Origin of the sequence: uncultured Jatrophihabitans sp. (genome assembly GCF_964251945.1) — a bacterium.
In the GTDB taxonomy this organism is placed as follows: Bacteria; Actinomycetota; Actinomycetes; order Mycobacteriales; family Jatrophihabitantaceae; genus Jatrophihabitans.
The window spans coordinates 146,044-169,282 of the sequence record NZ_CAXULP010000006.1; the positions used below are offsets into that span (position 1 = coordinate 146,044).

The window sequence follows — 23,239 nt, forward strand, 5'->3', positions numbered from 1 at the left end:
GCGCGAGTCGTCCGCTGACGCCGTCTCGCGAGTTGTCCTCGCTCGGCCGGGCTGGCGGCCGACGACACGCGGACAACTTCCGAGGGACGGCGGCTGACACACTGGCGGCATGCGCGGTACGGCGGAGTGCTGGCTCAGCGACATGGACGGCGTCCTCGTGCGCGAGGAGGCCGCGCTGCCGGGCGCCGCAGAGTTCCTCGCCCGGCTGGAGGAGCGCGGCCGGCGCTTCCTCGTCCTGACCAACAACTCGATCTTCACCCCGCGCGACCTGTCCGCGCGGCTCGCCCGCTCCGGGCTCGTCATCCCGGAACACGCCATCTGGACCTCCGCGCTGGCGACGGCGACCTTCCTCGCCGACCAGCTGCCCCGCGGCTCGGCGTACGTCATAGGCGAGGCCGGCATGACCACCGCGCTGCACGAGATCGGCTACACGCTCACCGACCGCGCGCCGGACTTCGTCGTGCTCGGCGAGACGCGCACGTACTCCTTCGAGGCCATCACCCGCGCGATCCGGCTGATCGGCGACGGCGCGCGGTTCATCGCGACCAATCCCGACGTCACCGGTCCGTCGGACGAGGGCCCGCTGCCGGCCACCGGCTCGGTGGCGGCACTGATCACCACCGCCACCGGCCGGCAGCCGTACTTCGTCGGCAAGCCCAACCCGATGATGCTGCGCAGCGCGATGAACCGCATCGAGGCGCACTCGGAGAACACGATCATGGTCGGCGACCGGATGGACACCGACATCATCGCCGGCATCGAGGCCGGCCTGGACACCATCCTGGTGCTGTCCGGCTCGACGAAGCCCCCCGACGTCGAGCGCTACCCCTACCGGCCGGGGCGGGTGCTCGAGTCCGTCGCCGACGCGATCGAGCTGGTCTGAGCGCGAAACGCTGTCAGAGCCTGCCTCTAGGCTCGGCTGCGCTCGACAGAGTCGTCGATGAGAGGAGGCCGGCGTGCCAGACGTGATCCACGCCGAAGGCCTGGTCAAGGTGTACGGCGAGCTGCGGGCGCTCGACGGGCTCGACCTGTCGGTGCCCGAGGGGACCGTGCTCGGCCTGCTCGGTCCCAACGGCGCCGGCAAGACCACCGCGGTGCGCATCCTGACGACTCTGCTCGAGCCCGACGGCGGCACGGCCACCGTCGCCGGGATCGACATCCGCCGACCGGCCCAGGTGCGGGCGCGAATCGGGCTGTCCGGGCAGTACGCCGCGGTGGACGAGTACCTGACCGGCTTCGAGAACCTGGACATGATCGGCCGGCTCTACGGCCTGCGCTCGAAGTCCGCGAAGGCGCGCGCCCGCGAGCTGCTCGGGCGGTTCGACCTCGCCGACGCGGGCGACCGGCCGGTGAAAACGTACTCCGGCGGCATGCGCCGGCGCCTCGACCTCGCCGGCGCGCTGGTCGCGTCGCCGCCGGTCCTGTTCCTCGACGAGCCGACCACCGGCCTCGACCCGCGCAGCCGCAACGACATGTGGGACGTCATCCGCGAGCTGGTCACCGGCGGCACCACGTTGCTGCTCACCACGCAGTATCTGGAAGAGGCCGACCGGTTGGCCGACGACATCGTGGTGATCGACCATGGCAAGGCCATCGCCCACGGCACGGCCGACGAGCTGAAGGACCAGATCGGCGGCGAGCGCGTCGAGATCGTCATCGCCTCGGCGGCCGACCTGGCGACGGCGCGCGAGGTGCTGGCCACCCTGTCCGACGGCGGCGTCGAGGTCGACGCCCACACCCGCCGGCTCACCGCGCCGGTCAGCGGCGGCGCGGCGGTGCTCACCGAGGCGTTGCGCGGCCTCGACGCGGCCGGCGTCGCGTTGCAGGACGTCGCGTTGCGCCGGCCGACGCTCGACGACGTCTTCCTCACCCTGACCGGCCACCGCAGCGAGGACGCGCCGGCCGGCGGGGCGCCCGAACTCGCGGAGGCGAAGCCATGACGACCACGTCCGCCGAACCAAACGAGCGCGACCTGGTGAACGGCGGCCTGCGCAAGGCGCTCGTCGACGGCGCCATCGTCACCAAGCGCAACCTGATCAAAATCAAGCGGGTGCCGGACCTGTTGGTGTTCACCACGCTGTCGCCGATCATGTTCATCCTGCTGTTCGCTTACGTGTTGGGCAGCGCCATCACGGTCGGACCGGGTATCAGCTATCGCGAGTTCCTGATCCCCGGCATCTTCGCCCAGACCGTGATCTTCGGGGCGACCGTCACCGGCGCCGGCCTCGCCGACGACATGCAGAAGGGCATCATCGACCGCTTCCGGTCGCTGCCCATGTCCCGGTCGGCGGTGCTGGTCGGCCGGACGACGAGCGACGTGCTGAACAACGTGATCGTCATCGTCGTGATGTCGGTGACCGGGTTGATCGTCGGCTGGCGCATCCGCTCCTCGGTCGGCGAGGCGATCTGCGGCTTTCTGCTGCTGTTGCTGTTCGCCTACGCGTTCTCATGGATCATGGCGGTCGTCGGCCTGACCGTGGCCAGCCCGGAGGTCGTGAACAACGCGTCCTTCATCGTGATCTTCCCGCTGACGTTCATCGCGAACACCTTCGTCGCGTCGTCGAGGCTGCCCGCCTTCCTGCGCGCGATCGCCGAGTGGAATCCGGTGTCGTCGGTGACGCAGGCCGCCCGGCAGCTGTTCGGCAACACCGGCACGGCCCCCCTGCCCCGCGGGCCGTGGTCGCTGCACCACCCGATCATCTACACCCTGCTGTGGGTCGCTGTGCTGCTCGCCGTGTTCGTGCCGCTGTCCGTACGCCAGTACAAGCGCGCCGCCACCCGTTGAGCTGGCCGGCCGGCGCCGCCGAGCTGGCTCGCCGGGAAGAAGCGATCTTGCGCTAGCTTGACTACCGACTTGATAGACATCGCCGGCTCGAACACCGAGGAGTTCCCATGACCGAATCGCCCGCGTCCGGCTGGTCCTTCGAGACACGCCAGATCCACGCCGGCCAGTCGCCGGACAGCGTCACCCACGCCCGCGCGCTGCCGATCTACCAGACGACGTCCTACACCTTCGAGAGCACCGAGCAGGCCTCGAACCTGTTCGCGCTGCAGGAGTTCGGCAACATCTACACGCGGATCATGAACCCGACGCAGGCGGCGGTCGAGGATCGGATCGCCTCGCTGGAGGGCGGCGTCGGGGCGCTGCTCACCGCGAGCGGCCAGGCGGCCGAGACGATCGCCCTGTTGAACCTCGCCGAGACCGGCGACCACATCGTGTCCAGCGCGCGCCTCTACGGCGGCACCTACAACCTGTTCCACTACACGTTCCCGAAGCTGGGCATCACGGTCAGCTTCGTCGACGACCCCGACGACCTCGAGCAGTGGCGCGCGGCGGTCCAGCCGAACACGAAGGCCTTTTTCGCCGAGACGATCAGCAACCCGCAGATCGACGTGCTGGACATCGAGGCCGTCGCCGGGGTGGCGCATGAGGTCGGCGTGCCGCTGGTCGTCGACAACACGATTCCGACGCCGTACCTCATCCGGCCGCTCGAGTGGGGCGCGGACATCGTCGTCCACTCCGCGACGAAGTACCTCGGCGGCCACGGCACCGCGATCGGCGGCGCCATCGTCGACGGCGGCACGTTCGACTACGCGGCCCAGCCCGACCGGTTCCCGCAGTACAACCAGCCCGACGAGAGCTACCACGGCCTCGTGTACGCCCGCGACCTCGGCGTCGGCTCGCCGCTCGGCGCGAACCTCGCGTTCATCCTGAAGGCCCGGGTGCAGCTGCTGCGCGACCTCGGCTCGTCGATCTCGCCGTTCAACGCGTTCTTGTTGGCGCAGGGCATCGAGACGCTCAGCCTGCGCGTCGAGCGGCACGTGTCGAACGCGCTCGCAGTCGCGCAGTGGCTGGAGCAGCGCGACGAGGTGCTGTCGGTGAACTACGCCGGCCTGCCGTCCAGCCCGTGGCACGAGCGGGCCGGCAAGTACGCGCCGCTGGGCGCCGGCGGCGTGCTCGCCTTCGAGATCTCCGGCGGCGTCGACGCCGGCCGGAGCTTCGTCGAGGCGCTGGAACTGCACAGCCACGTGGCGAACATCGGCGACGTCCGCAGCCTGGTGATCCACCCGGCGTCCACGACGCATTCGCAGCTGAGCCCCGCCGAGCAGGTCGCGACCGGCGTGACGCCGGGCCTGGTGCGGCTGTCGGTCGGCCTCGAGAACGTCACGGACATCATCGCCGACCTCGACGCCGGATTCCGCGCCGCGAAGGCAAGTTGAGCCGTGCCGGGCGCCGTGTGGCGCGACGGCGATCCGGTCGGCGGCCGCCAGTTCGCAGCGCTCGGCCAGCTCGACCTCGAGCTCGGCGGCCGCCTGCCGGAGGCGCGCCTCGCCTTTGAGACCTGGGGCGAGCCGCGCCGCGACGCGCACGGCGACATCGACAACGCAGTGCTCGTGCTGCACGCGCTGACCGGCGACGCGCACGTCAGCGGGCCGACCGGGCCGGGCCAGCCGACCCCCGGGTGGTGGGACGGGCTGATCGGCGCCGGCCGGCCGCTGGACCCGCAGCGTTGGTTCGTCGTCGCGGCCAACGTCCTCGGCGGCTGCCAGGGCTCGACCGGGCCGGCGTCCCTCGCGCCGGACGGCCGCGCGTGGGGTTCGCGCTTCCCCGCGGTGACGATCCGCGACCAAGTCGCCGCCGAGGCGCTGCTCGCCGACGAGCTGGGCGTGGCGCGTTTCGCCGCGGTGCTGGGCGGCTCGATGGGCGGGATGCGCGCGCTCGAATGGGCCGTCGGCACGCCTGATCGGGTCGGCGCCGCGCTCGTGCTGGCGGTCGGCGCGGCCGCCAGCGCCGACCAGATCGCGACGCAGACCACCCAGCTGCAGGCGATCTACGCCGACCCCGCGTGGGCCGGCGGCGACTACTCCGGCGACGGGCCGGTCGTCGGCCTCGGCATCGCCCGGCGCATCGCGCACCTGACGTATCGCAGCGAGCGCGAGCTGGACGCCCGCTTCGGCCGCGCCGTGCAACATGACGGCCGCTACGCGGTCGTCTCCTATCTCGACCACCACGCGGACAAGCTCGCCGGCCGCTTCGACGCCCGCAGCTACGTGGCGCTGACCTTGGCGATGAACTCCCACGACGTCGGCCGGGGCCGCGGCGGCGTCGAGGCCGCGCTGGCAGCCGCCGCGACCCCGGTCGTGGTCGCCGGCATCGACACCGACCGGCTGTATCCGCTGCGCCAGCAGCAGCGGCTCGCAGACCTGCTGCCGGGCAGCGACGGCCTGCACGTGGTGCGTTCCGATTACGGCCACGACGGATTTCTGCTCGAGGCCGACCAGGTCGGCGAACTGGTGCGGCGCACTCTGGCGGCGCGGGTGCCGGCCTGACCGGACGGCCAGCAAGGCGGAACTGCGTCGCCAGGTTTGCCCACCGTCAAATCGTGACGTATCGGCCGTTACGCCGAGTCGTCACGCCGGGTAGCGTGAGCGGGCCGGATAGATGTGAGGAAGCCGTGGCCTCGCCGTTGACCACACCGAGCCGCGTGCCGAGCGGTGAGCGTAGCGCCGCGGGCACGCGGTCCTCGATGCTGCTCGGCCGCCATGCTGGCTCGCCGCGCCGGCGCTGGATCGTGGTCGGCCTCGGCTTGCTGCTGCTGGCCAACGCCGTCGTCGCCGTCGTCGCCCTCGCCGGGCTCGGCACGAACCCGTCTTCGGGGAGCTCGAAGAACCCCAGCCCGGCCGCGCAGCCGCTGGCGAGCGCCACCGCGTCGAGCTCCACGGCGGCGCGAACGCCCCCCGGCGTGGTCTCCGCTGTGCAGTGGATGGCCCAGACGCTGCCGAAGACCGTCGTCGTGCTCGCCGACGCCCAGGTCGGCGACGCGCTGCGCGCGCAGGGGTTCTCCGCCGTGCGGCCGGTGACCGGCGCGACGTCGACGCCGGCCGCCGGCGTCGTCGTCTCCACCCCGCAGTTGCGCGCCGCGGCGACGAACAGCGCAATCGACGCGGCGGTCCGCTCCGCCATCCCGCTCGCAGTGGTCGGCTCGGGCGGCAGCCAGATCACCGTCGCGCAGCTGTCCAGGCTGTCCGCCGCCGAGCTGGCCACGCATCGCGCGGCGGACGCGGGGCTGCGCAAGAGTTCGGAGCCCGAGCTGCTGGCCAATCCCGCGGTGCGCGTCGATTCCGGCGCCGCGGCGGTGCTGCGTGCTGGCGCGCTCGACCTGCGGGCCGCGACCGTCCTGGCGCAGATGGCGTCGATTGGCGCCGTCCACCTCCGCGCCGTCGTCGGCGATGCCGCCGAGCAGCGCGCCGGACTGCCCGCGCGGGTCGTCGAGCTGACGGCGACGCCGTTCGATGAGCAGAGCGTCTACCTACGGGGCCTCAACCCGCCCTACCGTCCGGCGGCGCAACAGTCGCTGTCCGGCGGCGTGCTGCGGCTGACCTGGTCGCTGCGCCCAGACCCGACCGACATCTCACGCTGAGCCGACAGTGGAGAGCCGAACAGTGCACAGCCGAACAGTGGAGGAGCCCACCATGCCCAACCGTCTCGCCATCCGCAGGACCCCTTTGCACGGCGCCGCCGCACTCGCCGGCGTCGCCGTAGCCGCCGCCGCGCTCGCAGTCGCGGCGCCCGCGGCCGCGTCCACACACAAGCAAGCCGCGCAGAGCGCGTACGTGCGCGTCGCCCACCTGTCCCCCGACACCGGCGGGGTGGACGTGTATCTGACGGCGTTCACCGGCGGCAAGCAGACGCTGTGGGTGTCTGGCGTCGGCTACGGCGATTTCAGCGGATACCGCCGGGTGCCCTCCGGCACCTACGCGGTCTCGATGCGCCCGCACGACGCGCCGGCGTCCACCCAGCCCGCGCTGTCGTGGACGCTACGGCTCGGCTCGGGCCAGGCGTACACCGCCGCGGCGATCGGCATGCACGCGACGCTGCACGGCGTCATCCTCGGCGACTCGACGGCGACCCCGAAGGCGGACACCGGGCTGGTCCGGATCATTCAGGCGTCGAACCGCGCCGGCTCGGTGGACGTCACCGCGGGCGCCACCGAAGTCGCCAGCGACACGCCGTTCGGCAGCACGACGCCGTATCGGGACGTCGCCGCGGGCCAGACCACGGTCGTCGCCCGCTCGGCCACGCAGTCCGGCGTGCGTGCGCAGACCTCGCTCAGAGTCGGCAGCCGGACGATCTCGACGGTTGTCGTGCTGGACAAGAAGGGCGGCGGCGTGACGCTGCGGACCCTCACCGACGCGGCCGGCGCGGCGACCGCGCCGAGCGGCGCCGTTGACGCCGGCGGCGGCGGCACGGCTGGCACGGTGATCAACGCCGGCGGGGCGTCGTGGCACGACTGGCTGCCGATCGGGCTTGGCGCAGCGCTCGTCCTCGCCGCCGGCGCCGGGCTATGGCGCCGGGCGGCGTCGCGGCGGTCCTGAACCTGCGGAACGCGTCGCTGCGGTACGCCGCGGCGGCGCTGGTGCTTGGCGGGGCGGCCGCGGGAATCGCGGTCGCGGCCTCCGACGGTTCGGACGGCAGCTCCGCGGCGGCACGTCCGGCGGGCGCGGCCAGCTCGCCGGCGGCCGCACGAGTGGCCTCGGGGTTGCCGACCTCCGCCGCCAACGGCGGTCCGGCGCTGCCGACGCTCGCCGCGGGCGACGTGGGCGTGGCCGCCGTCAACGCCGGCCCGCAGGCGGCGGCCCGGCCGGTGCGGGTGGAGATTCCGGCGATCGACGTCGACTCCACCCTGCAGGCGCTGGCGCTGCTGCCCGACGGGACGCTGCAACCGCCGTCGAAGTGGCAGCGGGCCGGCTGGTACGCCGACGGCGTGGCGCCCGGCGAGGTCGGGCCGGCGGTGATCGCCGGCCATGTCGACTCGACCGCCGGCCCCGCGGTGTTCTTCCGGCTCACACAGCTGCGTCGCGGCGAGCGGGTGTACGTCACGCGCCGCGACGGGCGACGGCTCGCGTTCGTCATCGATCGGGTCGCCGAGTTTCCGAAGCGGCGCTTCCCGACCGAGTACGTCTATGGCGCGACCCCCGACGCGCAGCTGCGGCTCGTCACCTGCACCGGGGACTTCGACGCGGCGAAGCACAGCTACGTCGACAACCTGGTGGTCTCCGCCCACCTCGCGTGAGCGCCTCGGCCCGAACTCGCCGTCTGGCCCGAGGCTGAACGCAGCTCGGCGATGAGCGAGCTGTGCGTCGGCGGGAAGTCGGTACTAAGGCCCGGTCCCGACCGTTCTCACACCACCACCTCATCAAAAGGAGCCCGAGATGCCCATCTGGGATCAGCTCAGGACCAAGACGCAGACCATCAACGACCAACTCAAGACGAAGAAGGACCAGTTCCGCAGCAAGGAGTTCGCCGACGCCACCATGGCGATGTGCGCGCTCGTCGCGGCGGCCGACGGGTCCATCGACGCCACCGAGCGGCAGAAGACGGCGGCGCTGATCGTCAGCAACGACGTCCTCTCGGTCTTCGCCCCCGACGACCTGCGGACGAAGTTCGACGCCTACTGCGACAAGCTCGCCCGCGATTTCGACTTCGGCAAGGTCGAGGCGATCGCCGCGATCGCGAAGCTCAAATCCAAGCCCGACCAGGCCCGGGCCGTCGTCTCGATCGGCCTGATCATCGGCGGCGCCGACGGATCGTTCGACGCCGACGAGCGCAAGGTTGTCAAGGAGGCGTGTTACGCCGTCGGCATCGAGCCGGCCGAGTTCGACCTCTGATCCGCTAGCGCACCACCAGCACCCTCGGGCAGCCGCATCCCGCGGCCGTCCGGTCCCACGAGAAAGGAACTGTCATGAGTGTCAGCCTTACCAAAGGCGGAAACGTCTCCCTCACCAAGGAGGCCCCCGGCATGACCGACGTGCTCGTCGGCCTCGGCTGGGACGCCCGCACGACCACCGGCACCGACTTCGACCTCGACGCCTCGGCCATTCTGGTCAAGTCCGACGGGAAAGCGCTGTCGGACAAGCACTTCATCTTCTTCAACAACCTCACCAGCCCGGACGGCTCGGTCGAGCACACCGGTGACAACCTCACCGGTGAGGGCGACGGTGACGACGAGGCGATCAGGGTCGACCTGACCAAGGTGCCCGCCGACGTCGACAAGATCGTCTTCCCGGTGAGCATCTACGAAGGGTCCTCGCGCGGGCAGGGCTTCGGCCAGGTGCGCAACGCCTTCATCCGGATCGTGAACCAGGGCAGCAACGCCGAGGTCGCCCGCTACGACCTCACCGAAGACGCCTCCACGGAGACCGCGATGCTCTTCGGCGAGCTGTACCGCAACGGCCCCGAGTGGAAGTTCCGCGCCGTCGGCCAGGGCTACTCCTCCGGCCTCGCGGGCATCGCGCAGGACTTCGGCGTCAACGTCTGACAACCGAAGACAACCAGAACCCCCGACAAGAGAGGCACACCCGTCATGGGCACGATCGACTACAGCAAGCGGCCACCCACGGTGCTCGCCGCAGGAGGGGTGTCGCTGTCGAAGGTGACGCTAACCAAGAGCAGCCCGAGCGTCTCGTTGAGCAAACAGTCCGGCCAGCTGCGGGTGAACCTCAACTGGGACGCCCAGCCCGCCGAACCGCAGAAGGGCGGGTTCCTCAAGAAGCTCGCCGGCAACCCGGGCATCGACCTCGACCTGGGCTGCCTGTTCGAGCTGGCAGACGGCCGCAAGGGCGTGGTGCAGGCTCTCGGCAACTCCTTTGGCAGCCTCGACCAAGCGCCTTACATCCTGCTCGACGGCGACGACCGCTCGGGCGCCAACAGCGCGGGCGAGACGATGTTCGTCAATCTTGCCCATGCCGCCGAGATCGCGCGAATCCTCGTCTTCGCCTGCATCTACAGCGGCGCGCCCAACTTCGAGGCGGCGAAGGGCGTCGTGACGCTGACGCCGGCGTCGGGCCCGCCCATCGAGGTACGCCTCGACGAGGCCGCCGGCGGTGCGCGGATGTGCGCGATCGCCCTCATCGAGGGCGGCCCGAACGGCCTGTCGGTGCAGCGCGAGGTCCGCTACGTCGAGGGGTCGCAGCGAGCGCTCGACGAAGCCTACGGCTGGGGCATGAAATGGACCGCCGGCCGCAAGTAGCCGACGCTCCAACCGACGAGGTCCTGGTGCGCCGAGCCGGCGCGGGGTCTGCCACCGTTGTCGGCATGGATGTGTACGCGGTTTCCGAGGCAGGAATAGAGCGACGTGATTCTGGTGAGCTGCGGCAGTTGCTAGCTGACCCGGATCTGCTCATCTGGGTGGACATGACGGTGTGCGCTGACGATGAGGCGTCGGTGCTGAGGGAGGTCTTCGACTTTCACGACCTCGCGGTCCGCGATTGCGTGCAGCGTAATCACGTCTCGAAGATCCACGTCTATGCCGACCATGTGTTCACGGTGGTGCACGCTCCGGAACTCAGGACGGGCGGTCACGTGCACTACGTGGAGCTGGATCAATTCGTCGGCCCGAACTACGTGGTGACCGTGCACGGCCCGCTCAACCCGGCAGTGAATCCAAGCGTCGCGGTCCGCGAGACGAGCGCGGTGCGTCACCGGATCGAGGAGGGCGTCCTGCGGCCGCGATCGCCGATGGAGCTGTCAGTCGCGATCCTGTCCGCCGTCGTCCGCCACGAGACCGGTGTCGTCGCGGGCCTGGCGCGCGCGTCTGGGCAGCTGGAACAGCAAGTGACCGACGACCAGCGCGACGACGACCCCGAGGCGCTGCTGGAGGAGCTGTTCGTGGTGCGGCAGGAACTGCTCGCAGTGCGCACCATGGCCGCGCACGCGGGCGCGACCTACGGACGGATGGCCCAGCTGACGGTGCTCCGCGAGGACGACCGGGCGCTGGTGTCCGACCTCGCCGACCGGTTCGAGCTGGTGTGCAGCATCGCGGAGGATCAGCGTGACTTCGTGCACGGAGTCATCGAGTTCTTCCAGACCCGGACGAGCACGCACATGACGATCGCGACGGAGAAGCTCACGGCGACGTCGGTGCGGCAGAACAACGACACGCGCAAGATCTCGGCCTGGGTCGCGATCATCGCGGTGCCCACTGCGGTGACCGGCTTCTTCGGGCAAAACGTTCCGTACCCCGGGTTCGCGGCGCACTCGGGCTTCTACGCCTCGAGCGCGATCATCGTCGTCGTGGCCGCGGCGCTGTACGTGGTGTTCCGGCTGAAGAAGTGGCTGTAGCGAGCCTGCGACGTGATCTTCGGCGGACGGCGGAATCCTGACCGTGGTCCGCTCGTTGAGCGCGATGATGACAGAGCTCGCCTTCGACTACGCCAACGTCACCGGACGTCCGCGCGGCGCGATCGTCGCGACCGTCGGCCGGGTGCTCCCCGGCGTCGCGGAAGTGCAGCGCCAGGTGCAGCCCTACGCCGCGGCCTGGCGCGCCGCCAACCTGGCGGCGCTGTCCCGGCCCGGCCGTCGGTGGATCGTGCTCGGCGACTCGATGTCGCAGGGCATCGGCGCAGATCCGTTCGCCGGGTGGGTGAACCAGCTGCTGGACCGGCTGCCCGAATCCCTCAACGTCGTCAACCTCTCGGCGAGTGGCGCGCGGGTGCCCGATCTGCTCGAGCAGCAGATGCCGGTCTGGCGCGCGCTGCCGGCCGCCGCCCCGGGCGCCGCACCCGACATCGTCACGGTGCTGGTCGGCTCGAACGACCTGATGAGCCGCCGACACCGCGACGCCATGCCCGAACTGTTCGGCCAGCTGCTCGAGCAGTTGCCGCCCGGCGCGATCGTGGCCACGCTGCCGCAACCGCGCGCCGCGGCCGCAGCGGCGAACAAGCTCATCGACGCCGCTGCCCGCACCCGCGGGTTGCGAGTCGTCGACATGCGCAAGAGCGGCCCGCGATCGTGGCGCGGCAAGCTGGCCGCCGACCACTTCCATCCGAACGAGATCGGCTACGCCAGCATCGCCGACGCGTTCGAGCCGGCCGTCCGCAAGGCAGTGGCCGCGCCCCCGAATTGAGCGTGGCCCCGGCCGAATTGAGCGTGGTCCCTGGCAATGTCGCAGCTGCTGTAGATAATCGACGGGTGCAGGGGCACGAGAATGTCGCGACCGTCCTGGTCGACCCTGCCGTGCTGCGCGATTTCGAACTCGATCTGATGGCCTGCGACTTTCGGGTGTGGGCCGTGCACACCGTGCCGATCGTCCCGGACGCTGCTCGGCTGGCATTCCAGATCCGCAGGTCGCTGATCGACTGGAGCCAGGGCCGCTGGGCCGACGCCGCCGCCTGGACGCTGGTGTGGATCACCTTCGGCGAGAGCTGGCTCGACGGCGACGAGCCGATCCCGTGGCCCGCGCACGCGGCGCTGTGGGACAAGCTCGCCGAATACTCCGGCCAGGTCCGTTACAACCTCGGGCTCGGCGGGGTGCCCCGGCTGTCCGTCCCGCGCGACCAACGCTGAGCAGGACCAACGCCGAGCTGATTGGCCGCCGCGGTCTGACGTCGTTTCCAGCAGGAGCTCGTCACGAGCCTGCTGCTGATCGGCGCGATGATCGGCGCCCTGGCCGCCGGCCGGGTGGCCGACCGGATCGGCCGCCGCGCGCAGGTGCTGCGCCGGCTGGGCGCCGAGGGCGACATCGAGGCCGAGATCGAGGCCGAGATCGACGAGGTGCACAAGGTCGCGGCCAAGGAAAAGGAGGGCAGCGCCCGCGAACTGCTCAGCCGCGGCGTGCGGCCCGCGCTGTGGGTCGGCGTCCTGCTCGCGGTGTTCCAACAGGTCACCGGCATCAACACCGTCATTCTAGTACGCGCCGTCGCTGCTGCAGGGCGCAGGCTTCGGCGACAACGCCTCGCTGCTCGCGAACGTCGCCAACGGCGGGGTCAACGTGCTGCTGACGATCATCGCGATCCGGCTGCTCGACCGGATCGGCCGGCGGCCATTGCTGCTGGCGGCACCGCGGGCATGGCCGTCGGCATGGTGCTGACCGGCTGCGCGTTCCTCGGCGGCGACACGCTCCACGGAGCGGCGCCTGGGCTCGCGATCGCCGGGCTGCTCGTCTACACCGGCTCGTTCGCCATCGGCCTGGGCCCGGTCTTCTGGCTGATGATCGCCGAGATCTATCCGCTGCGGATCCGCGGCCAGGCGATGAGCGTGGCGACGATCGCCAACTGGGGAGCGAACTTCGTCGTCAACGCGTCCGTCCTGACGCTGCTCAACGCGATCACCCCGAAGGGCGGGTTTTTCCTGTTCGCGTTCCTGACGGTGGTGGCGCTCGTCTACCTCGCCAGGCGGGTGCCGGAGACCAAGCAGCGCCCGCTCGGAGAGATCGAGCGCGACCTCGGCGCGACGATGACCAAGCACGGGGCGCTGGAAGCGCCGCCTAGAGCAGATGGTGTCCGGGCCGGCATGAGCGGCTGGCCACCCGCTCATCCGATGAGCGGGCGTCAGAACGTCGCCCACCTGACGGTCAGCAAGCCGAACCGGGAGTCGGCGCGTGCTTGACGGCCAGTGTTCGGGTGAAGGGTCACGGCTTCGTCGCGCCGATGGCGATCACGACGTGCTCGGATTACCACCTCATCCGTCTTGGTCGCTACCCCGAGGGGTAGCGCTGCACGGTTCGCAAGCTGACTCGGGCGCCAGCCGGCACGGCGTTGTAACTTTGCTGGAAAATTTCGGGCCGCGTGGTGGATTGGCCCGGTCCGACGTCGTTGACGAACGCTTCCTTGGTGCCGAGCTGCATGCCATTTGCCGACACGAGCGCAAGTTCGACGACGTAGTCGCTTCGCTGACTCGAGTGATTCGTCACGGTCACTTTCACCGACGCCAAGCCGAGCTCACCCGAAGTCACCTGTTTGCCGACGGCGACATCTCCAGCCGCGCCGTTGCCGGCCGGCGCAGGGGCAACGCCAGTGGCCTCCGACCCCGAGGACGATGCCGACTGGGTCGGGGATGGGCCGGCGGTTGCGGAGCTGTTGCGAGCAGCAGTCGAGGCCGGGCTGGTGTCAATGGCGTTGGACTTGCTGTCGCTGCCACAGCCGGCCACGCCGCTGAGGGCGATGACGAGTACGAGTGGGGTGACGACCCGGTAATAGTTCGGCTTCGAGGTCGTCGACGACCTGAATCCTTTGTGCATAGGAGTTCTCCTCGGTCACGCGGAAGACGACTGCGCGGCAACGCTGTTGACATGGGCCTCTGGCACGTGACGTTGGGCCACGGCGATCCCGGCGCACGAGCTGCTGTCCGCCTAGGACGCTAGTTCCGACGGCACCTCGTTGAATCGGGCGAAACCCTAGGCGTGAGAACCCCGAGCCCGGCAAGGCCCAGTCTGGTCATCCCGCTTTGGGGATCCGCGGCCGGTCGAGCATGCGATGCCCCAACCTGTTGTGGGCCCTGTAGTTGGCACCGTGACCCCCGCCCGGCGACGCGTGCAACAGCGCACCATGTCTTCGGACTCGAGCGCAGCGACGGGTGTACGGATCGTGAAGGGTTCCTGCCCAACCCGACTGAGGGACCCGGATGCGGCGTATCGAGCCCGGTGGGCTCACCCGCGAGGGCGGGCAGCCACGTTGAGCGCTACCGCGCTGTCATGCCGCATTGAGGTGCCGCGCTGTCATGCCGTGTTGAGCGCTACCGCGCTCTAAGTAGCCGCGAGCCGGGCGTCACGCCAGGCGTCCGCACAACGCCAGATGTCGCGGTCACCGGTAGCGGTGAAACCGCCAAGGACGAAGAACAAGCGACACCAACGCCGCAGAGATGGCGATTCCGATCAGGACCGACATGCCCATACCTAGGCCGCCCCGGGCGGTGCCGACGGCGAACCCGATTACCGCGAAAACTGTGTAGACCAGATACAGCCTGCGCGCGGGCGACGTCACGCGGAAATGATCGCACGCTCAGGTCACCGCGAGGTGGTAGAGGCTGCTGGGCACTACGGTGCGCGGTCCGGCCGCCGACGACGGAGCAGGACCACGGCGACAGTGAGGAACAGGTAGAGCGAGAAACCAAAGCCGGCCGACACAAGCGCCCAGCTCAGCGCGTCGCCGTTATGGATCGCATGGTCAAGGCCCGACGCTCCCGATACAGCGGCGGCGAGCCCGAGCACGGCCAGCTGCGCCGGAGACACCGGACGCCATCGCACCCCGACGTGGTGCCCGCCGGCAGCCAGAGTCTCCCCCGTTTGCCGTTCCTGCGGCCCTTCGCGGCGCGCCTCTGACCGGTTGGGTTTGTCAGGTAGAACAACGCCCTCTTGGCAAGTACCGGAGAACCCACGAGGGACGACGCTCTCTAATGCCGCGTTCCCGCTACCGCCCGCTCATAGCCGCGTTTCGCGCTACCGGCTCTGCCGGGGTCTGCTGCACGGATAGGTGACGCCTTGATCTGATCTGCTTTGGCCGAGGAGCGGGCTGAGGAGGATGCCACGGCACCCTGGGGACCGGCTCGAGGACGCAGGCAGGAAATCGTCGAGATTTCACCTCCGGCGCACCGATCGTCCGGTTAGATGTGTCTGCGGGAGGGGTCACCTGTGTGCCCGATCAGATCTCCCAATGAACAGGAGAGGGACGTCAGCCGATGCATCAGATCCCCATCACCACCCGCGGCCCGGGCCGCCTGTCTCGACGGCTGAGTACCTCCGTTGTGGCGGCCGCAGGCGCTGCGTCGGTACTCGTCGCGCTGGCCTGGCCCGCGGGTGCCGTGGTGGCGCCCAATCGGACCCAACGCCTGACCTCGGCGCAGGCTGCCGCGCTGCACTCCGACCTGCGCGCGGGCACGCTGTCTCATTCGACCAGCTCGCTGCAGCTGTGCCGAGCCGCCAAGCTGCGCTGCGATCTCCAGGTCATCACCAGTAAGAAGACCGCCGCGAAGAACGCCCCGACGATCCTTACCTCGACTGCGTCGCCGAAGTCCTCGGGCGTGCACCCCAACGCCGTCGCCCCGCCGGTCGGCTACGGGGCTGACGAGCTGTCCACGGCTTACGGCCTCCGCTCGGCCCCGTCCCGCACCGGGACCATCGTGGTAATCGGTGCCGGCGCGTACCCGACGCTCGAGTCGGATCTGTCCATATACCGCTCCACCTATGGGCTCCCGGCCTGCACGAAGTCCAGCGGCTGCTTCAAGCAGATGAACTACAAGGGTGGCGCGCCGTACGCGCCCGCGACCGACCTCGACGACCAGTTCGGTGAAGAGGACATCGCGGTCGAGACTGCGCTCGACGTCGACATGGCATCGGCCGCCTGCCCGAAATGCAAGATCATCTCAATGCAGGTCCCACTGGCAGACGGCTTCTACGGCGACGAGCAAGCGACGCACAAAGCCATCCTGCACTTCGCCACCGGCGTTCAGACCGCGCGCAAACTCGGCGCGTCGGCTGTCAGCATCAGCTACGGCTACCCGACCGACAGCTACGCCGATTCCGGCACGGTCGCGAAGCTGATGAAGCAGCCCGGCATGCCCATCGTGTCCAGCTCCGGCGACAGCGGGTTCCTCGGTCAGTACTCCGATCAGGGCGACACCCTGGACGGCACGTCCTGGCCCCAGGACCTGCCGACCGTCACCTCGGCCGGCGGCACATCGCTGTTCCCGAGCCAGACGGCGCGCAAGTACATCGAGACCGCGTGGAACGGTGCCGGTAGTGGCTGCACCTACGACGTCGCGCCGGCCGTGGGTCAACCGAAGTCCGTGAGCGACCACTGCTACGGCGGCCGCGCCGCCAGTGATCTGTCTGCGGTGGCCGACCCCTACACGGGAGTGGCCGTCTACGACAGCTACGCGCCGGGTTCGGGAGTGCCCTACGGCTTCCTTGTCGTGGGCGGCACCAGCGTCTCCTCGCCGTTCCTGGCCGGCATGTATGCGCGCGCCGCGGCGAACAAGTCCGTCCTCGGCCCGAACACGATCTACAAGGCGCCCAAGTCGTCCATCAACGACATCGCCGTCGGATCAAACGCCCCGCCGAACTACTGCCCGAACTACGGCTGGGACGTGCAGCTGTGCGTATCCGGCAAGGGCTGGGACGGCCCGACCGGCGTCGGTTCGCCGAAAGGTCTCGCCCCGTTCGCGTCCGCTTCAGCCTGAACCCAGACGCGGAGCTTGACCGTTTGTCTGCGGCGGCTACGGCTATGTGCCGTGGCCGCCGCACGGGGGCGGAATCGCGGCGTCGCCGGCCTCGTGGGTAGCTGGTCGGCACTCGTGTGCACGGCACGGTGACTGGCTGGGGCCAGTGTCGGGTCAGCGGGACTCTCTACCGCCAATCCGATTTACGTCATACGATATTTACATGGTGAGCGAAGAGCAGATCCAACGGTGGGCGGACGAGGCCGAGACCGGATACGACGTCGAGGAGTTGAAGCGTCGCGGGCGTGGTCGCCCCGGGCGCGGGGCTGAACCTATGCAGGTTGTGGCTGTGCGCCTGACGGCGGAGGAGCTCGCCGCGCTGGATGAGGTGGCCGAGCGGGAGCACATTTCGCGCTCGGAGGCGATCCGGCGGGCTCTGGCCGACTTCGCCGCGTGAAGGTTCACGGCAGTGCGCTCAAGCACGGCGTGTCGAGCGAAGACGCAATTCAGGCCGCCGACTGGCCGCAATGGATCGAGCCTCCTCAGGACGACGAGTGGCCGCATCGTGAGTTGCGGCTCGGCTTCGATACGCAAGCGCGGCTGCTCGAGACCGTCGTGCTGATCTTCGATAACGGCGAGGAGCTGGAATCCACGCCATGCCGGCGCGCGAGCAGTTTTGGGAGCTGCTGCCCTGAGACCGACGGCGCCCTCGGGCCGACTCAACTTTGGCGAGTCGGAACTTCCCGGTAGCTCATCCGGTTGCGGCCTCCGTGCAGGCGAGGGTCGCGCTCAGCCATCAAGATCAAACGCCCTCATCTGCCGCGAACCGGTCGACTCTGCCGATTACAGCGCGACGACTCCGGACGTGCGATAGTTACGATCCGCTATGCTGTTGCGCGTGGATGGAGCGGTCGTGTTGCGGTCGGCGCGGCAGCGCGCGCATCTGACGCAACAGCAGCTTGCGGCCAGGGCCGGCGTGACGCAAAGCGTCGTCAGCGCCTACGAGTCGGGTAGGCGCCAACCCTCGGTGCCGACCCTCGCCGCGCTGATCGCGGCGACCGGTTTCGAGCTCGACCTGCAGCTGCGAACAACTCCGCGCCGTCTAGATGTATTGACTGGCCCGATCGGCCGGCGGGTGCGACGACACCGACGACAACTGCTCGACACCGCGACCGCGCACGGCATCCATGGCCTGCGGGTGTTCGGCAGCGTCGCCAGAGGTGAAGATCAACCCGGCAGCGACCTGGACCTACTGGCAGACCTGCCGCCCGGCATGGGACTGATCGGGCTCGGACGCGCCCGCGACGCACTTGGGGCGATCATCGGATGCAGCGTTGACCTGGTCCCAGTAACCGACCTCAAGGCCGGCGTTCGTGAACACGTCGAAGCCGAGATGGTCGCCCTATGAATCCTCGCGACAAACGGCGCCTGACCGACATCACCGACGCGATCACCGCCATCGAGTCCCACCTGTCCCGTGGCGACCTGAGCGACGGGTTGATCTTCGACGCCGTCCGGATCCGGCTGCTCGAGATCGGCGAGGCCGAGAAAGCAACCCGTACCCATTCCTAGATATTAGAACCGGGGTACGACAAAACCGGGTGGCACGAGTCAGACCCGGCTAGCTGCCTCGGTGAACCCCGTCAGGCTGAGGACACCACGCCGAGTTCGGCGGGGCTCGCCAGCAGCGGGTGTTTCGGCAGCACGCGGACGGTGTAGCCGAACGCCCCGGTCCGCCGCAGCGGCACCTCGCCCTCCCACCGGCTCACGCCGTCGACCTCGACGGGTTGCAGGGTGAGCGTCGAAATGTCGGTCAGCCGGTCTTCGGCGTCGACCGGCCCGTACACCGCTTCGACCTCGACGTCCTCGGGCTGCAGCGGGCCCAGCGCGACTTCGGCGCGCAGCGCGAGCGACTGGCCGACCTGCGCGTCGCCGGCGCCGGAGAGCTGCGAGTCGACATGCAGCACGGCCACCTGCGGCCAGGTGTCGACGACCTGCCGGCTCCACGAGGCGAGCGATCTCGCGGCGGCGTAGTCGTCGGCGGCCATCTGCGCGGCGGACGCGGCGGCCGGCGCGTAGAGCCGGGTCACGTACTCGCGCACCATCCGCGAGGCGAGCACCTTGGGACCGAGCGAGGTCAGCGTGTGCCGCACCATCTGCACCCAGCGCGTCGGCACACCGTTTTGCCGGTCGTAGAAGCGCGGCGCGACGTTGTTCTGGATCAGCTCGTAGAGCGCGTTGGCCTCGAGGTCGTCGCGGTGGTCGGGGTCGCTCACGCCGTCAGCCGACGGGATCGCCCAGCCGTTGTCGCCGTCGAACCACTCGTCCCACCAACCGTCCATGATCGACAGGTTGAGGGCGCCGTTCAGCGCCGCCTTCATGCCCGACGTGCCGCACGCCTCCAGCGGGCGCAGCGGGTTATTCAGCCAGACGTCGACGCCCCAGTACAGGTAGCGGGCCATCCCGATGTCGTAGTCGGGCAGGAAGGTGATCCGGTGCCGCACGGCCGGGTCGTCGGCGAAGCGCACCATCTGCGCGATTAGCTGCTTGCCGCCGTCGTCGGCCGGGTGGCTCTTGCCCGCGATGACGATCTGGACCGGCCGTTGCGGGTCGAGCAGCAGGGCGCGCAGTCGCTCCGGGTCGCGCAGCATCAGCGTCAGCCGCTTGTAGGACGGCACCCGGCGGGCGAAGCCGATCGTCAGGACAGCCGGGTCGAACGTGGAGGCCGTCCAGCCGAGCTCGGCCGGGGCCATGCCGCGCACCAGCGAGGACTCCTGCACCCGCCGGCGGATCTCGCCGACGAGCTGCGCGCGCAGCGTGTTGCGCACCTTCCACAGCTCCGCGTCGTCAACCTTGTCGATGGCGTCCCAGCCGCCGCCGCTCTCCAGCGCCGCGGCGCCGACCTCGCGCTCGGCGATCTCGGTCATCTCCCGCGACATCCAGGTGGGCGCGTGCACGCCGTTGGTGACGGAGCTGATCGGCACCTCGCTGACGTCGAAGCCCGGCCACAGCCCGGCGAACATGCCGCGGCTCACCTCGCCGTGCAGCAGCGACACGCCGTTGGCGCGCTGCCCGAGCCGCAGGCCCATGTGCGCCATGTTGAAGATCGCCGGGTCCTCCTCGGCGCCGAGGGCGAGGATGCGCTCGGCGGACAGCGCGGAAGGGCCGGCGATGCCGGTCAGGTGTGCGGCCACGAGGTCGCGCTCGAAGCGGTCGATGCCGGCCGGGACGGGCGTGTGCGTGGTGAACACAGTGCCGGCGCGGACCGCGCGCAACGCCTCGTCAAAGCTCAGCCCGTCGCTGTCGACGAGTTCGCGGATGCGCTCGACGCCGAGGAAGCCGGCGTGCCCCTCGTTGGTGTGGAACACCGCGGGCGCGGGCGTGCCGGTGGCCGCGCAGTAGGCGCGGATCGCCCGCACGCCGCCGACGCCGAGCAGCAGCTCCTGCTCGAGCCGGTGCTCCTTGCCGCCGCCGTAGAGCCGGTCGGTGACCTGACGGGCGTCGGCGTCGTTCTCCTCGATGTCGCTGTCCAGCAGCAGCAGCGGCACCCGGCCGACCTGCGCGACCCAGATCGCGGCGTGCAGCGTGCGCGACTCCGGCAGCGCGATCGCGACCCGCGCCGGGGCGCCGTCGGCGTCGGACAGCGCGATGATCGGCAGCCCCTGCGGGTCGAGGGACGGGTAGTGCTCGAGCTGCCAGCCGTCGCGCGAGAGCGACTGCCGGAAGTACCCGGCGCCATAGAGCAGGCCGACCCCGATGATCGGCACGCCGAGGTCGCTCGCCGCCTTCAAGTGGTCGCCGGCGAGGATGCCGAGGCCGCCCGAGTATTGCGGCAACACCTCGGTGATGCCGAACTCCGGGGAGAAGTAGGCGATGGACGCCGGCAGCGTCGGGTCGTCCTGCCGCTGGTACCAGCGCGGGGCGCTGAGGTACTCGGCCAGGTCGTCCGCGACGTCGTTCAGCCGCCGCAGGAACCGGCGGTCCTGCGCGAGGGTGGCGAACCGCTCGGCGGTGATCTCGCCGAGCATCCGGCCGGGGTCGTGCCCGCAGGACTGCCACAGCTCGGGGTCTACCGCCTGCAGCAGGTCGAGGGAGTCGGCGTGCCAGGACCAGCGCAGGTTGGCGACGATCTTGCCGAGGGGGCGGAGCTCCGGGGGGAAAGCGGCGCGGACGGTCAGTCGTCGGAGGGCCTTCATCGCCACGACGCTAGCAGCGACGTAAGGGCTTACGGCGCCGGTGCGAGGCAAGACGCCCACCTGGGTATGTCCCAGGCGTGGTTGGACGCTTCGGACTCACCGACATCACCCCCGTCGTCGGCTCCACCAGTCTCGGCGAGTTCCCGGCGCGAGCCGTCGTGGGCGAGCCGCTGCCGATCTGCGCAACCGTCTTCCGCGAGGGCCACGACGCCGTCGCCGCGACCGTCGTGGTCCGCGACGCCGCCGGCAAGAGGGCGCAAGTCGTCCGGATGGAACTCGTCGACAAGGGCACCGACCGGTGGCGCGCCGACGTGACACTCGACGCCCCCGGGCAGTGGAGCTTCGCGGTCGAGGCGTGGAGCGACCCCTTCGCCACCTGGCACCACTCGGTCACGGTGAAGATCGAGGCGGGCCAGGGCGCGGCCGACCTCGCCAACGACTTCGAGACCGGCGCGCGGATCTTCGACCAGCTCGCCAAGACCTTCCCGCGCGCTGAGCGGCCGCGGGCCGCCGCCGCCGCGCGGGCACTGCGGGACACCTCGCTCGACGTCGTGCATCGCGTCGCCCCAGCGCTCGACGCCAATCTGCGGGGTCTCGCGAACACCCACCCCGTGCGCGAGATGGTGACGTCCTCGCCGCGCTACCCGCTGTGGATCGACCGGCCGCGCGCGCTGTTCGGCTCGTGGTACGAGTTCTTCCCGCGCTCGATCGGCGCGGAGCTGGCCGGCGACCCGCTCGCCCCGGCGAAGCCGGCCCGGCACGGCACCCTCAAGGACGCGACCGAGCATCTCGACTACGTCGCCGCGCTCGGCTTCGACGTCGTCTACCTGCCGCCCATCCATCCGATCGGCGAGGTGAACCGCAAGGGCCCGAACAACACGCTGGCGGCCGCCACGTGGGACGTCGGCTCGCCATGGGCGATTGGGTCGAAGGACGGCGGGCACGACGCGATCCACCCCGAACTCGGCACGCTCGCGGACTTCAAGGCGTTCACGAAGCGCGCCGGCGAGCTCGGCATGGAGGTGGCGCTCGACTTCGCGCTGCAGTGCGCGCCCGACCACCCGTGGGTCGCCGCGCACCCCGAGTGGTTCACCACCAAGCCCGACGGGACGATCGCGTACGCGGAGAACCCGCCGAAGAAGTACCAGGACATCTACCCGCTGAACTTCGACAACGACCCGAACGGCTTGTACGCCGAGTGCCTGCGGGTGGTGCGGCACTGGATGTCGGCCGGCGTGCGGATCTTCCGCGTCGACAACCCGCACACCAAGCCGATCAACTTCTGGCAGTGGCTGATCGCCGAGGTGCGCAAGACCGACCCGGACGTGTTGTTCCTCGCCGAGGCCTTCACCCGGCCGCCGATGATGCACGAGCTCGGGAAGGTCGGCTTCCACCAGAGCTACACCTACTTCACCTGGCGCACCGAGAAGCTCGAGTTAGAGGAGTACGTCGAGGAGCTCGCCGAGTCCGAACCGCACATGCGGCCGAACTTCTTCGTCAACACCCCGGACATCCTGCACGGGTACCTGCAGACCGGCGGCCCGGCGGCGTTCGCGATCCGCGCGGTGCTGGCGGCGACGCTGTCGCCGAGCTGGGGGGTGTATTCCGGCTACGAGCTGTACGAGCACCTGGCCGCCCGGTCCGGCAGCGAGGAGTACCTCGACTCGGAGAAGTACCAGCTGCGCCCGCGCGACCTCGCCGGCGCGCTGGCCGACGGCCGCTCGCTGGCGCCGTTCCTGGGCAAGCTCAACCAGCTGCGCCGCGCGCATCCGGCGCTGCAGCAGCTGCGCAACGTGACCTTCCACCAGGTCGACAACCCCGACATCCTCGCCTTCAGCAAACGCGACGACGCCAGCGGAGACACCGTCCTCGTCGTCTGCACGACCAACCCGCACGAGTGGCGCGAGGCGACCGTGCACGTGAACCTCGAGGCGCTCGGCCTCGACTGGGACACCGGCTACACGGTGCTCGACGAGCTGAGCGGCGAGCAGTACGCGTGGTCCGAGCACAACTACGTGCGCCTCGACCCGTACTTCCGCAGCGCGCACGTGTTCTCGGTGCTGCCCGGGCCCAGGTAGCCCCCGTCGCGTCCGCTCAGCGCGCGCGCCGA

Annotated in this window: 23 protein-coding genes and 2 pseudogenes; 22 read left to right on the forward strand and 3 right to left on the reverse strand. The window is 70.1% G+C overall.

The window, feature by feature from the left end:
• The first annotated feature begins 109 nt into the window (after positions 1–109).
• From ACFFBG_RS13490 to ACFFBG_RS13565, 16 genes and pseudogenes are all read left to right on the forward strand, one after another.
• Entirely contained in the window at positions 110–883 is a 774-nt protein-coding gene (locus ACFFBG_RS13490) for an HAD-IIA family hydrolase (protein WP_375479508.1), read from the forward strand.
• 73 nt (positions 884–956) lie between these two features.
• Positions 957–1,940, forward strand: a complete 984-nt coding sequence (locus ACFFBG_RS13495; protein WP_375479510.1) for an ATP-binding cassette domain-containing protein — start codon at positions 957–959, stop codon at positions 1,938–1,940.
• On the forward strand, positions 1,937–2,785 hold the full coding sequence (locus ACFFBG_RS13500) for an ABC transporter permease (protein WP_375479512.1): 849 nt from the start codon (positions 1,937–1,939) through the stop codon (positions 2,783–2,785). The genes ACFFBG_RS13495 and ACFFBG_RS13500 overlap by 4 nt, the downstream gene beginning before the upstream one ends.
• Positions 2,786–2,892: 107 nt before the next feature.
• Positions 2,893–4,221, forward strand: a complete 1,329-nt coding sequence (locus ACFFBG_RS13505) for a bifunctional o-acetylhomoserine/o-acetylserine sulfhydrylase (RefSeq protein ID WP_375479514.1) — start codon at positions 2,893–2,895, stop codon at positions 4,219–4,221.
• A 3-nt stretch (positions 4,222–4,224) separates the two neighbouring features.
• Positions 4,225–5,331 (forward strand): homoserine O-acetyltransferase, encoded by a 1,107-nt coding sequence (locus tag ACFFBG_RS13510; protein ID WP_375479516.1) that lies wholly within the window; start codon positions 4,225–4,227, stop codon positions 5,329–5,331.
• A gap of 155 nt (positions 5,332–5,486) precedes the next feature.
• Complete coding sequence (locus ACFFBG_RS13515) at positions 5,487–6,422, forward strand: hypothetical protein (protein ID WP_375479519.1); 936 nt, start codon at positions 5,487–5,489, stop codon at positions 6,420–6,422.
• A 52-nt stretch (positions 6,423–6,474) separates the two neighbouring features.
• Positions 6,475–7,377 (forward strand): DUF4397 domain-containing protein, encoded by a 903-nt coding sequence (locus tag ACFFBG_RS13520; protein WP_375479521.1) that lies wholly within the window; start codon positions 6,475–6,477, stop codon positions 7,375–7,377.
• On the forward strand, positions 7,347–8,075 hold the full coding sequence (locus ACFFBG_RS13525) for a class F sortase (protein WP_375479523.1): 729 nt from the start codon (positions 7,347–7,349) through the stop codon (positions 8,073–8,075). Before ACFFBG_RS13520 ends, ACFFBG_RS13525 begins: the two co-directional genes overlap by 31 nt.
• 139 nt (positions 8,076–8,214) lie before the next feature.
• On the forward strand, positions 8,215–8,670 hold the full coding sequence (locus ACFFBG_RS13530) for a tellurite resistance TerB family protein (protein ID WP_375479525.1): 456 nt from the start codon (positions 8,215–8,217) through the stop codon (positions 8,668–8,670).
• Between the two features lie 74 nt (positions 8,671–8,744).
• Positions 8,745–9,320, forward strand: coding sequence for a TerD family protein (locus ACFFBG_RS13535; RefSeq protein WP_375479527.1), 576 nt, complete (start codon positions 8,745–8,747; stop codon positions 9,318–9,320).
• A gap of 45 nt (positions 9,321–9,365) precedes the next feature.
• Positions 9,366–10,031 carry a Tellurium resistance gene (locus tag ACFFBG_RS13540; RefSeq protein WP_375479529.1) on the forward strand — a complete coding sequence of 222 codons (666 nt, stop codon included), beginning with the start codon at positions 9,366–9,368 and terminating at the stop codon, positions 10,029–10,031.
• A gap of 128 nt (positions 10,032–10,159) precedes the next feature.
• Positions 10,160–11,122 (forward strand): magnesium transporter CorA family protein, encoded by a 963-nt coding sequence (locus ACFFBG_RS13545; RefSeq protein ID WP_375479531.1) that lies wholly within the window; start codon positions 10,160–10,162, stop codon positions 11,120–11,122.
• Between the two features lie 43 nt (positions 11,123–11,165).
• Entirely contained in the window at positions 11,166–11,906 is a 741-nt protein-coding gene (locus ACFFBG_RS13550; RefSeq protein ID WP_375479533.1) for an SGNH/GDSL hydrolase family protein, read from the forward strand.
• 65 nt (positions 11,907–11,971) lie between these two features.
• A complete protein-coding gene (locus ACFFBG_RS13555) occupies positions 11,972–12,346 on the forward strand; it encodes a hypothetical protein (RefSeq protein ID WP_375479535.1) in 375 nt (124 codons plus the stop codon).
• Positions 12,347–12,433: 87 nt separating this feature from the next.
• Positions 12,434–12,673 (forward strand): annotated as a pseudogene (locus ACFFBG_RS13560) (MFS transporter); the annotation flags it as partial.
• 64 nt (positions 12,674–12,737) lie between these two features.
• Positions 12,738–13,387 (forward strand): annotated as a pseudogene (locus ACFFBG_RS13565) (MFS transporter).
• Positions 13,388–13,475: 88 nt separating this feature from the next.
• On the opposite strand, the gene ACFFBG_RS13570 reads toward ACFFBG_RS13565, so the two are convergent.
• Together ACFFBG_RS13570 and ACFFBG_RS13575 are read right to left on the reverse strand one after the other, a co-directional pair.
• Entirely contained in the window at positions 13,476–13,928 is a 453-nt protein-coding gene (locus ACFFBG_RS13570) for an FxLYD domain-containing protein (RefSeq protein ID WP_375479537.1), read from the reverse strand.
• 885 nt (positions 13,929–14,813) lie between these two features.
• On the reverse strand, positions 14,814–15,008 hold the full coding sequence (locus ACFFBG_RS13575) for a hypothetical protein (protein WP_375479539.1): 195 nt from the start codon (positions 15,006–15,008) through the stop codon (positions 14,814–14,816).
• Positions 15,009–15,580: 572 nt separating this feature from the next.
• On the opposite strand from ACFFBG_RS13575, the gene ACFFBG_RS13580 reads away from it, so the two are divergent.
• The 5 genes from ACFFBG_RS13580 to ACFFBG_RS13600 all read left to right on the forward strand — a co-directional run bounded on the left by ACFFBG_RS13580 (position 15,581) and on the right by ACFFBG_RS13600 (position 18,505).
• Positions 15,581–16,954: a peptidase S8 gene (locus ACFFBG_RS13580; RefSeq protein WP_375479541.1), complete on the forward strand. Its 1,374-nt coding sequence runs from the start codon at positions 15,581–15,583 to the stop codon at positions 16,952–16,954.
• A gap of 202 nt (positions 16,955–17,156) precedes the next feature.
• The gene (locus tag ACFFBG_RS13585; protein WP_375479543.1) at positions 17,157–17,390 is read left to right on the forward strand and encodes a DUF6290 family protein; all 234 of its coding nucleotides are present in this window, start codon (positions 17,157–17,159) and stop codon (positions 17,388–17,390) included.
• Entirely contained in the window at positions 17,387–17,683 is a 297-nt protein-coding gene (locus ACFFBG_RS13590; RefSeq protein ID WP_375479545.1) for a toxin, read from the forward strand. The genes ACFFBG_RS13585 and ACFFBG_RS13590 overlap by 4 nt, the downstream gene beginning before the upstream one ends.
• Positions 17,684–17,846: 163 nt before the next feature.
• On the forward strand, positions 17,847–18,341 hold the full coding sequence (locus tag ACFFBG_RS13595; RefSeq protein ID WP_375479710.1) for a helix-turn-helix domain-containing protein: 495 nt from the start codon (positions 17,847–17,849) through the stop codon (positions 18,339–18,341).
• Positions 18,338–18,505 (forward strand): hypothetical protein, encoded by a 168-nt coding sequence (locus tag ACFFBG_RS13600; RefSeq protein ID WP_375479547.1) that lies wholly within the window; start codon positions 18,338–18,340, stop codon positions 18,503–18,505. The genes ACFFBG_RS13595 and ACFFBG_RS13600 overlap by 4 nt, the downstream gene beginning before the upstream one ends.
• Before the next feature lie 71 nt (positions 18,506–18,576).
• Here ACFFBG_RS13600 and glgP read toward each other — a convergent pair whose 3' ends face one another.
• Positions 18,577–21,129, reverse strand: a complete 2,553-nt coding sequence (gene glgP / locus ACFFBG_RS13605) for an alpha-glucan family phosphorylase (protein ID WP_375479549.1) — start codon at positions 21,127–21,129, stop codon at positions 18,577–18,579.
• 77 nt (positions 21,130–21,206) lie between these two features.
• Here glgP and ACFFBG_RS13610 point away from each other — a divergent pair, with 77 nt between their 5' ends.
• Positions 21,207–23,207 carry an alpha-1,4-glucan--maltose-1-phosphate maltosyltransferase gene (locus ACFFBG_RS13610; RefSeq protein WP_375479551.1) on the forward strand — a complete coding sequence of 667 codons (2,001 nt, stop codon included), beginning with the start codon at positions 21,207–21,209 and terminating at the stop codon, positions 23,205–23,207.
• Positions 23,208–23,239: the final 32 nt, after the last annotated feature.

Excerpts from the sequence above, each read along its gene's own strand:
- ACFFBG_RS13540 (WP_375479529.1), top strand. The coding sequence starts at position 9,366 with ATGGGCACGATCGACTACAGCAAGCGGCCACCCACGGTGCTCGCCGCA.
- ACFFBG_RS13585 (WP_375479543.1), top strand. The coding sequence starts at position 17,157 with ATGGTGAGCGAAGAGCAGATCCAACGGTGGGCGGACGAGGCCGAGACC.
- ACFFBG_RS13520 (WP_375479521.1), top strand. The coding sequence starts at position 6,475 with ATGCCCAACCGTCTCGCCATCCGCAGGACCCCTTTGCACGGCGCCGCC.
- ACFFBG_RS13530 (WP_375479525.1), top strand. The coding sequence starts at position 8,215 with ATGCCCATCTGGGATCAGCTCAGGACCAAGACGCAGACCATCAACGAC.
- ACFFBG_RS13505 (WP_375479514.1), top strand. The coding sequence starts at position 2,893 with ATGACCGAATCGCCCGCGTCCGGCTGGTCCTTCGAGACACGCCAGATC.
- ACFFBG_RS13535 (WP_375479527.1), top strand. The coding sequence starts at position 8,745 with ATGAGTGTCAGCCTTACCAAAGGCGGAAACGTCTCCCTCACCAAGGAG.
- ACFFBG_RS13525 (WP_375479523.1), top strand. The coding sequence starts at position 7,347 with ATGGCGCCGGGCGGCGTCGCGGCGGTCCTGAACCTGCGGAACGCGTCG.
- ACFFBG_RS13490 (WP_375479508.1), top strand. The coding sequence starts at position 110 with ATGCGCGGTACGGCGGAGTGCTGGCTCAGCGACATGGACGGCGTCCTC.
- glgP (WP_375479549.1), bottom strand. The coding sequence starts at position 21,129 with ATGAAGGCCCTCCGACGACTGACCGTCCGCGCCGCTTTCCCCCCGGAG.
- ACFFBG_RS13500 (WP_375479512.1), top strand. The coding sequence starts at position 1,937 with ATGACGACCACGTCCGCCGAACCAAACGAGCGCGACCTGGTGAACGGC.
- ACFFBG_RS13600 (WP_375479547.1), top strand. The coding sequence starts at position 18,338 with ATGAATCCTCGCGACAAACGGCGCCTGACCGACATCACCGACGCGATC.